Annotated in this window: 9 protein-coding genes; 3 read left to right on the forward strand and 6 right to left on the reverse strand. The window is 70.2% G+C overall.

What is annotated here, in order from left to right:
- The 3 genes from VF536_RS25655 to VF536_RS25665 form a co-directional block, all read right to left on the reverse strand.
- Positions 1–1,588 (reverse strand): iron ABC transporter permease (locus tag VF536_RS25655; protein ID WP_331617788.1); only part of this gene is annotated, 1,588 nt, incomplete at its 3' end.
- A 4-nt stretch (positions 1,589–1,592) separates the two neighbouring features.
- Positions 1,593–2,666: an extracellular solute-binding protein gene (locus VF536_RS25660; protein ID WP_331617789.1), complete on the reverse strand. Its 1,074-nt coding sequence runs from the start codon at positions 2,664–2,666 to the stop codon at positions 1,593–1,595.
- Positions 2,667–2,900: 234 nt separating this feature from the next.
- Positions 2,901–3,899: a LysR family transcriptional regulator gene (locus tag VF536_RS25665; RefSeq protein ID WP_331617790.1), complete on the reverse strand. Its 999-nt coding sequence runs from the start codon at positions 3,897–3,899 to the stop codon at positions 2,901–2,903.
- Positions 3,900–4,056: 157 nt separating this feature from the next.
- Between VF536_RS25665 and VF536_RS25670 the strand changes: the two genes are divergently transcribed.
- From VF536_RS25670 to VF536_RS25680, 3 genes are all read left to right on the forward strand, one after another.
- The gene (locus tag VF536_RS25670) at positions 4,057–4,311 is read left to right on the forward strand and encodes a hypothetical protein (RefSeq protein WP_088408501.1); all 255 of its coding nucleotides are present in this window, start codon (positions 4,057–4,059) and stop codon (positions 4,309–4,311) included.
- A 188-nt stretch (positions 4,312–4,499) separates the two neighbouring features.
- A complete protein-coding gene (locus VF536_RS25675) occupies positions 4,500–5,822 on the forward strand; it encodes a Fic family protein (RefSeq protein WP_331617791.1) in 1,323 nt (440 codons plus the stop codon).
- Between the two features lie 50 nt (positions 5,823–5,872).
- Entirely contained in the window at positions 5,873–6,712 is an 840-nt protein-coding gene (locus VF536_RS25680; RefSeq protein WP_331617792.1) for a phosphatase PAP2 family protein, read from the forward strand.
- On the opposite strand, the gene VF536_RS25685 is transcribed toward VF536_RS25680, so the two are convergent.
- The 3 genes from VF536_RS25685 to VF536_RS25695 form a co-directional block, all read right to left on the reverse strand.
- Positions 6,682–7,473, reverse strand: coding sequence for a metallophosphoesterase family protein (locus VF536_RS25685; RefSeq protein ID WP_331617793.1), 792 nt, complete (start codon positions 7,471–7,473; stop codon positions 6,682–6,684). The two genes, VF536_RS25680 and VF536_RS25685, sit on opposite strands and share 31 nt — an antisense overlap.
- Positions 7,470–8,444, reverse strand: a complete 975-nt coding sequence (locus VF536_RS25690; protein WP_331617794.1) for a diacylglycerol/lipid kinase family protein — start codon at positions 8,442–8,444, stop codon at positions 7,470–7,472. The genes VF536_RS25685 and VF536_RS25690 overlap by 4 nt, the downstream gene beginning before the upstream one ends.
- Positions 8,445–8,596: 152 nt before the next feature.
- Positions 8,597–8,917, reverse strand: a 321-nt coding sequence (locus VF536_RS25695; protein WP_331617795.1) for an aldo/keto reductase, incomplete at its 5' end; no start/stop codon positions are given.

Here is an 8,917-nt window from a genome sequence, read left to right on the forward strand (position 1 = left end):
CGACGATCAGCAGCGCCGCGAGCGCGCCGTGCTCGTAGCTGCCGCGCGCGGCCTCGGCGTAGAGCAGCGTCGGCAGCGTCTCGACGTTGGCGGGCCGCAGCAGCAGCGACGCCGGGAGTTCCTTCATCACGTCGATGAAGACCAGCAGCGCGCTCGCCGTGAGCGCGGGGCGCAGCAGCGGCAGGTGGACGCGCCGCAGCACGCCGAACGGCGTCTCGCCGAGGCAGCGCGCGACCTGTTCCAGCGGCGCCGGCAGCCGCGCCAGGCCGGCCTCGATGCCGCCGATCGGCAAGGCGAGGAAGCGCATCGCGCAGGCCACGACGAGCACCGCGCCGAGGCTCATCAGCGGCAGGCCCGGCAATCCGAGCGCTTCGGCGATCCAGCCGTCGACCGCCAGCGCGGGCGGCAGCAGGCCGATCGCCAGGACGGTGCCGGGCACCGCATACCCGAGCGCCGCGCTGCCCAGCCACCAGGCGCGAGGACGTTCTGCGCCACCGGTCGACCGGGCCGCCCAGGCGACGACCAGGCCCGCCGCCACGGCGATCGCCGTCACGCTCAAGGCCAGTCCCGCCGAATGCATCGCGCCCGACACGACCTCGGTCGACAGGCCGTGGCCTTCCATCGCCCGTTTCCAGGCCAGCACCGCCAGGTGGCCGGCAGGCAGCACGAAGCCGATCAGCACCGGCAACGACGCCGCCGCGGTCGCCATCCACGCGGAGGCGCCTCGCAACCGGCGCGGCGCCCCGGCCCGCATCGCGCGCACGGTGCCGGACCGCTGACGGCGCCGTCCCTGCCGCTCTAGCCAGACCAGCAAGGCCACCATCGCCAGCATCGCGCAGGCGATCTGCGCGGCCGCGCCGAGATCGGAGCGCGTCACCCAGGTCGTGTAGATCGTCGTGGTCAGCGTCGTCACGCCGAGGAATTCGGAGGCGCCGACGTCGTTCAGCACCTCCAGCAGCACCAGCCCCACGCCGACCGCGAGCGCCGGCCGCGCCATCGGCAGCGCGACGCGCCGGAACGCGCCCCACGGCCCTTCGCCGAGCAGCCTCGCCGCTTCCATCAGGCGCGCGGGCTGCGTCGCGAACATCGCGCGCATGCTCAGGTAGACGTAGGGATAGAGGACCGCCGACAGCACCAGCACCGCACCGCCCATCGAGCGGGCATCGGGCAGCCGGAACTGGCGCGGTGAGTCGAACCCGAGCAGCGCGCGCACGGCGCCCTGGAACGGTCCGATCGGATGCAGCAGATCGACGTAGCTGTAGGCCGCGATGTAGGTCGGCACCGTCAGCGGCAGCAGCAGGGCCCAGCGCAGCACCGCGCGGCCGGGGAAGTCGACGCGTGTCACCAGCCAGGCGCAGCCGGTGCCGACGACCGCCGTCAGCAGGCCGACGCCGGTCAGCAGCGTCGCCGTCTGCGCGGCGGCGCGCGGCAGCACGTGCTCGAAGAGATGGCCCCAATGCGCGGCCCCGGCGCCTAGCGCCGTCCAGGCCAGCGCGACCAGCGGCGCCAGCACGACGAGCGCGACGGCCAGGGCCGTCACGCGCCAGAGCGGACCGACCGCTTGCGGCCGGTCGAAGACTCGCCTCACCCGATCACTGGTCGAAGGCGACCTTGTCGATCAGCAGGCTGGCCTGCTTGCGATGGCGCGCGATCTCCGTCAGCGGCAGCGGATCGGCCTTCACCGGGCCGATCGCCGACTGGATCAGCGGATCCAGCGTGACGCCGGCCCGCACCGGGTATTCGTAGTTGGTCTGCGCGTAGAGCTGCTGCGCCGGCTCGGACACCAGGAACGCCATCAGCGCCTGCGCGGCCGCCTTGTTCGGCGCGTGCTTGGCCAGCGCGGCGCCGCTGATGTTGACGTGAGTGCCCACGCCCTTCGCGAAGGTCGGCTTCAGCACCTGGATGCCGTCGCCCCACTTGCGCGCGTCGCTGCCGGGCTTGGCCGACTTCATCTGGCCGACGTAGTACGAGTTGGCCAGGCCGACATCGCAGATGCCGCCGAGGATGTCGCGCGCCACGTCGCGGTCGCCGCCGGTGGGCTTGCGGCCGAGGTTGGCCTTCAGGCCGCGCAGCCACTGCTCGGTCTTCGCCTCGCCGTCGTGCGCGATCATCGCGGCCACCAGCGCGGTGTTGTACGGGTGCTGGCCCGAGCGCGTGCAGACCTTGCCCTTCCACTTCGGGTCGGCGAGGTCCTCGTAGCGGATCGCCGTCGCCTTCAGGGCAGGATCCGCGTAGAGCACGCGGGCGCGCAGCGAGAGCGCCGTCCACTGGCCGTCCGCGGCGCGCAGGTTGGCCGGCACGGCCGCGTCGACCTCGGCCGACTTCAACGGCTGCGTCACGCCGCCTTCGACGAGGTCGATCAGGTTGCCGACGTCCACCGTCATCAGCAGGTCGGCCGGCGAGCGCGCGCCTTCGGCCTTGACGCGCTCCAGCAGCCCGTCCTTCACGAACACCGTGTTGACCCTGGTCCCCGTCTTCGCGGTGAAGGCCGACAGCAGCGGCTGGACCAGCGCGACCTCGCGCGTCGTGTAGAGCGTCAGTTCGCCGCCGGCGGGCACGTTGGCCTGGGCAATACCTGGCACCAGGGCGATCGTCGACATCGCGAGCGCCGCGGCGGCGCCGATCGGGCGGAGCTGGGAACGGAAGGCAGGGGCAGATCGGCGCATGGTCTCGTCTCTTTCTCAGGCGTCCGGGGGACGGGGCGGACCGGGATCACCCGGCTCCGTCGATGAGAACGACTCTCATCTGGAAGACGCGCAATGTAGGCGCCACGTCCGAGATGCGGAAGAAGACAAAAGCTGCGAGGGTCCGCAGGGAATACCGGGTCCCGTACGGCAGCGACGCCGGGGCCCTTCTTCAGCGTGTCTTCAGGCGGCGGTCAGGCCGAGGTCCGACTGGGGTCAGACGGCGCCGGCCGTTTGCGGCAGCGCCCTGGCGCCGGCGGCGATCACGTCGGAGATCTCCCCGATCACCTGCCGCAGCCAGCGCTGCGCCGGGTCGGGTTCGGCGCGGATGTGCCAGACCTGGCTGATGTCGATGCCGCGCAGGGCGAAGGGCAGGTTCCGACAGGCGAGCTGGCCGGCGAAGCCGGTGGCCGGCACGAAGCTGTCCGGCAGCACCGTGATCAGGTCGGACTGCTGCACCGCCATCGTGCCGGTGAAGAAGCTGTTGACCGTCATCGCCACCCGGCGCTTGCGGCCGATGGTCGCCAGGGCGTCGTCGACGAAACCGTGCGCCCTTCCCGCGAAGCTCACCCGCAGGTGCTGCGCGGCGCAGTAGGCGTCCAAGGTCAGCGCGCCGGGCTCGGCCAGCGGGTGGTCGGCCCGCATGACGCAGACGTAGCGGCTGGCGTAGAGCGCCTCGCGCCGGAAGGCGGTGCTGTCGTCCTCGATCAGCAGCTGCTCGGTCAGGTCGGGGAAGAAGCCGATCGCCAGGTCCGCCCAGCCCTGCTCCAGCAGCTCGCGCGGGTCGCGGGTGGTGAGCGGCACCACGCGCAGGCCGACGTGGATGCCTTCTTCCAGGAAGCGCCGGCTCAGTTGCGGCACCACGAGGGCGGCGGTCGCGTCCGCCATCGCCAGCGTGAAGCTGACGGTGTTGCCGGCGGCGCGCGGGTCGAAGACCTGGGGCTCCAGCGCCTGCTGCAGCGCGGACAGGGCCCGCCGGACGACCGGCCAGAGCGACTGGGCGTGCGGCGTGGGTTCGACGCCGGTGGAACTGGGAATGAAGAGTTCCTCGTGCGTGGCCTCCCGCAGGCGTCTCAGGGCGTTGCTGACGGCCGGCTGGGTGATGGCCAGGCGGTGGGCGGCGCGGGTGACGTGGCGTTCCTCCATCACCACGTCGAAGACGCGCAGCAGGTTCAGGTCCAGCGTCCGGAAGTTGACGGGGCGGGGGGTGCTCATGGCCCGGATGCTAATTCCGTCACGGGTCATTTCCGGCGGTGATGACGCGATTCCCAAGTGCAATTGGCGTGCCGTACGTGAAAACCGCAATATGACGTCCATGGCGCAACGGCCACCCGCCAAGCGCCACCGAACATCACCTCAAGAAGGAACCGCCATGACCACCACCACGCTGAATGTCCAAGTGATGGCTGCCGACGCAGCCCGGGCGCGCACCGCGAGCGCAGCCGGCGAGCGTCTGGTGAGCCTGGCCCTGCGCGCCGGCCACGCCGTCGTCGAATTCGTCCACGCCTCGATCGAGCTGCGCCCCCGCGAAGCCGTCCTGCAAGCCGCCGCCGAGCAGTCGGCCGAGCGCCCGGACCTGGCCTTCTCGCTGCGCCGCGTCGCCCGCAACGGCTGGATGATGTACTGAGTTTCTTCAGGACGCCTGACCAGCGTCCCTCCTGCAAGGAAAAGCCGGGCCGCGAGGTCCGGCTTTTTTCTTTGTCGCGCGGAAGCCGCAGCGGGGTGTCGGGAGACAGCCGGACTAGCAAATCCAAGGGAGTCCGCGAATCGTGATCCGTCAAACCCGAGAACGATGAGCCGCCCTTCCCCGGCGTTTTGATCAAGGTCAAGCCCTTCGCCGAGCAGCATCGAGCCTTGTTGTTGAAAGCGAGGCGAACGATGGAATTCCTGAACGATGCGGCGCGGGAGCCGCCCCGCCATGACCCGGCGGGCGCGGGATATGAGCCCGGAGCCGTCAAGTCGACCCGACGCGTCGCGGGGGTGTCCGAGCCGGACTCCACCTACCTCGCACCTCGACCCAAGCCGCCGAACTGGTCGGAGAGTTCCGGTCGGCTCTTCAATTTCTTGGACACCCCGGTCGATCTCCGGGACAAGGTGCCGTACCGCCGCGAGTTCCTGGACAACTACGACCCCAATGTCGATTCGCTGCTGCCGACCCAGCTTGCAGACAGCCTGTACCGGACTGCGCACTGGGAAAACGGCCCGCATCATTTCTACGGCGCCGTGACGCTGATGACCGAGTTCATGACGGAACTCTGCTGGTCGTCCTCGAAGCTGGAAGGCTGCAACTTCACGCTTGCGGAGACGGCCTCGATCATGCGCATGAACGAGCAACTGGCGACCGCGTCCGCCGAACAGAGCAGCGACCTGCGCATCGTCCTGAATCACAAGCGGGCGCTGGAGCTGATCGCATTCGATGCGCCGCGTCGCGTGAGCTTCGAATTCCTTCTGCGCCTTCAAAGTTGCCTGATCGACGGTCTCCAGCCCCCGGCGCTTTGCGGTCGAGTGCGGAACATCGTGGTCCAGGTGACCGGCACGGCCTACACCCCGGGCGGCATTCCGGTCCAACTCGAAGAGCTGCTTCAGCAGATCGCCGTCAAGGCCGCAGCGATCCGGAACCCCGTCGAGGCCGCGTTCTTCCTGTGGGTTCACATTGCCTATCTGCAGGCCTTCTCCGACGGGAACAAGCGCACCGGTCGGCTCGCAGCCAACCTGCCTCTCCTCACGGGCCACTGTGCGCCGCTCAGCTTCGGCGGCGTCAAGGCGCACGACTATGCCGTCGCCATGCTGGGCGTCTACGAGCGCCAGGATGTCTCCGTCGCGGTGGATCTGTTCGAGTGGATGTATCGCCGCTCGATGCAAAAGTACCCGTGGATGTTGGCGGAGAGCGGATCAAGGAAGGATCCCCGGTACTCGCGCTTCTATCGGCAGCTGAGCCCCGCCATGCGTGCGGTGGTCGTCGACCGGAAACCCGCCGGCACCGCCGCGTCCGAGCAGCAAGTTCCTGTCGGGGACGAGGCGATGTTTCTGGAGTTCCTGCTCGATGAACTCGCAGGCCTTTACGAGGGCAACTGCATGCGTCACGGACTCTCGCCGGAACAGGTCACGACGTGGTTCGACGTTGGTCGTCCTCATTGAACCGAGCGGCAGGGGATTCACATGCCCTGCACAATCATCGGATGTCCCACATGTCCTTCCTCGACGCCGCCGGCCTCGCCGGCGCCCATGCGCTGGCGATCTACGGCGCGCTGCTGGTCCTGGTCACCGGCACGACCTGGCTCGTCGCGCGCGCGCTGCTGCCGGACCGCGGCGGACAGGCCGCCGCGCCTGAGCCCCTGTCCCCGGTGTCGCTGCTGCTGCGCTTCGCTGCCGGCTTCGCCTTCATCGTCGGCGGCGCGTTCCTGTTCGCCGAGATCGCCGAGGAGCTCCACACCGAGCAGACGCTCGGCCAGCTCGACGAAGCCTTCATCGTCGCGATGATCGAGCACGTGCCCGACCTCGCGCTGCATCTGTTCTACCTGATCACCTTCGTCGGCAACCGGGAGACGCTGATCACGCTCGGCATCGCCGTGGCGGTCGGCCTGCTCGTCCTGCGCCGTCGCGGACTCGCGCTAGGCTGGGCCCTGGCGATGCTGGGCAACGCCGCGCTCAATCCGACCTTGAAGCAGATCTTCGAACGCGCCCGCCCGGTGCATCCGACCCAGTGGCTCACCGAAGACGGCTTCAGCTTCCCCAGCGGCCACAGCTCGGGCTCGGTGATCGCGTTGGGCATGCTGGCCTACCTCTCCGTGCGCCTGCTGCCCCGGCGCTGGCACGTGCCGGCCTGGATCGCGGCGGCGGCGCTGGCCTTCTCGGTCGGCGCGAGCCGCATCTTCCTGCGCGTGCATTTCCCCAGCGACGTGCTGGCCGGTTTCGCCTCCGGCGCCGCGTGGCTCACCGTCTCGATCGTGAGCATCGAACTCGCGCGCTGGGCGCGCCGTCGCAGACGCGCCGGGCGTCAGGCCAGCGACGTCGAGTTCACGCGCTGAAAGAGGCCCGCCGTCTCGTCGACGTCCCAGCGTTCGACGACGGCCGAGCGCGCCGGACCGGTCCGTATCACGTTGACGGAGTTCGGGATCCCTCCGCGCACGCGGACGCTCAGGGCCGTGCCCGCCTGCACCGCCCAGACCGGACGAGGCAGGTCGGATCGACGCTCATGCAGCGGCAGCACATACGGCAGGTGGATGTGGCCGCCGACCACGGCGTCGACGCCCGCCTCGGACCAGCGCCGGACGGCCTTCGCGTGACCACGCAGCAGGTTGGACACGTCTACCGGCTTGGTCACCGCCACCGGCTGATGCACCGCCACGAGCCGCACCTGATCCGGCTTCGCGCGCGCGAGCCGCTGCGCCGTGCGCTCGATCTGCGGATCGGACACCTCGCCGTTCTTGTGCCGGTAGCGGCGCGTCGTGTTGAGCGCGACGACCAGCAGATCGTCGGTCTCGAACTCGCCGTCCTCGGCGGGCCCGAACGCGCGCTCGTAGCGCCGGTAGGGATGCAGCAGGCGCGTGGCCACCGCGTACAACGGGATGTCGTGGTTCCCGGGGATGACCAGCCGTGCCGGCACGCCGAGTTTCTCGACGAAGGCCTTGGCGCGCGAGAACTCGACCGGCCGCGCGCGCTGCGTGATGTCGCCGGTGATGAGGAGCAGGTCGGGCTTGAGCTCGCCGCACAGTCGCTCCAGCGCGCCCACCGCCATCGGCCGCTCGGTGCCGAAATGCGGATCGGACATCTGGAGCACGACCGTCATCGGCCGCTCTCCTGGGCCTGCCGGCGCTCTTCCGACAAGCCGTCGGGCCGGATCAGCATCAAGGGCTCCGGCGCGACCTCGAAGCGCACCGGCAGGCGCATCCAAAGCACCTCGCCGTCGGTGGCGACCTTCACGCGCCGCGCGCCGAAGCGCCGGTTGCGCACGGTCAGGCGGGTGAAGGGGAAGTTGACGACCTGGTCCGCCTCCGCGAGCTTGCCCATCGCGCCGCGCGCGAGCACCTTCAGCAGGCCCCACCGCCCGACCGGCTTGAGCATCACGCCGGCCAACTCGCCGCGATCGATCGCCTGCGCCTCCGGCAGGCCGACCTGCTCCATCTGGAGCGCGTTGTTGCCGACGAACACCGTCGGGGTCCGGACGTTGCGCGGCTGCCCGTGCAATTCGATCGTCAAGCCGAGGCTGCGGTGGCCGCGCAGGATGGTCGCGAGCACCGCGCCGACAGCAATCAGGCGGCTGCGACCGAACTGCTTCTTCCAGACCTCGCGGTCCTCCAGCGACTGGGAGTAGAGCCCGAGGCTCGCGTTGACGAGGAAGACCCGGTCGTTGAGCAGTCCCACCTGGACCGGCGAGGGGCTCTCACGGAGGAGCACGCGCAGCGCACCGTCGATGTCGGAAGGGATGCCGTGCGTCCGGGCGAAGTAGTTGAAAGTGCCGCGCGGCAGCACGCCGAAGGTGCAGCCGCTGCCGAGCACCTTCTGCGCCACGCAGTTGATGGTGCCGTCGCCGCCGGCGGCGACGACGACGCCGTCCACCTCGCGGGCCAGGCGGACGGCCTCGCGGGCGGTGTCGGCGAGCTGGTCGGGGCTCTCGACGGGCAACAACTGGCACTCCCGCCCCGCAGCGCGGCAGGCGGCCTCGACGGCGGGGCCGACCTCATCCCGGTCCCCGCGGCCCGAGGCGCGGTTGAACACGACGAAGAGCGGCGGGAGGAGGGACGCGGTCGGCAGGGACATGGACGATGGGGCGCGCGGCGAGGCGGAAAGCTGGAACGATAACCGTCCCGGCAAGCCGGACGCCCGACGGCCCCTGGCCCGCATCCTTCCCGTGCCCTTCCCGCCGCAGGCATGACCCCGTCAGGCGCAGTAGCCCGGACGGGGCATGCCGCTCAGACGCCGCCTGGCAGCGGTGCGTCCGGATGCACCAGCTTGGCCTGACGCAGTTCGCGCCAGAAGTCGACCGGCACCTGCTCGTTCAGCGCGGCGCGGTCCTCGGCGAGCCGGCTGGGCTGGCTCGCGCCGGGAATGACGGCGGCCACCGCAGGATTTGCGAGCGAGAACTGCAGGCCCGCCGCCTTCATGCTGATGCCGTGGCGATCGGCGATCGCCTTGATGCGGGCGACCTTGTCGAGGATGGCCGGCGTGGCGGGCGCGTATTCGAAGTTCGGTCCGCCGACCAGTGCGCCCGAGCTGTACGGACCGCCGACGAC

This window comes from Roseateles sp., assembly GCF_036486225.1.
Classification (GTDB): Bacteria; Pseudomonadota; Gammaproteobacteria; order Burkholderiales; family Burkholderiaceae_C; genus Roseateles.

Bases quoted from the DNA above. Each gene is read 5' to 3' on its own strand.
- VF536_RS25660 (WP_331617789.1), bottom strand. From the start codon at position 2,666: ATGCGCCGATCTGCCCCTGCCTTCCGTTCCCAGCTCCGCCCGATCGGC.
- VF536_RS25665 (WP_331617790.1), bottom strand. From the start codon at position 3,899: ATGAGCACCCCCCGCCCCGTCAACTTCCGGACGCTGGACCTGAACCTG.
- VF536_RS25670 (WP_088408501.1), top strand. From the start codon at position 4,057: ATGACCACCACCACGCTGAATGTCCAAGTGATGGCTGCCGACGCAGCC.
- VF536_RS25680 (WP_331617792.1), top strand. From the start codon at position 5,873: ATGTCCTTCCTCGACGCCGCCGGCCTCGCCGGCGCCCATGCGCTGGCG.
- VF536_RS25685 (WP_331617793.1), bottom strand. From the start codon at position 7,473: ATGACGGTCGTGCTCCAGATGTCCGATCCGCATTTCGGCACCGAGCGG.
- VF536_RS25690 (WP_331617794.1), bottom strand. From the start codon at position 8,444: ATGTCCCTGCCGACCGCGTCCCTCCTCCCGCCGCTCTTCGTCGTGTTC.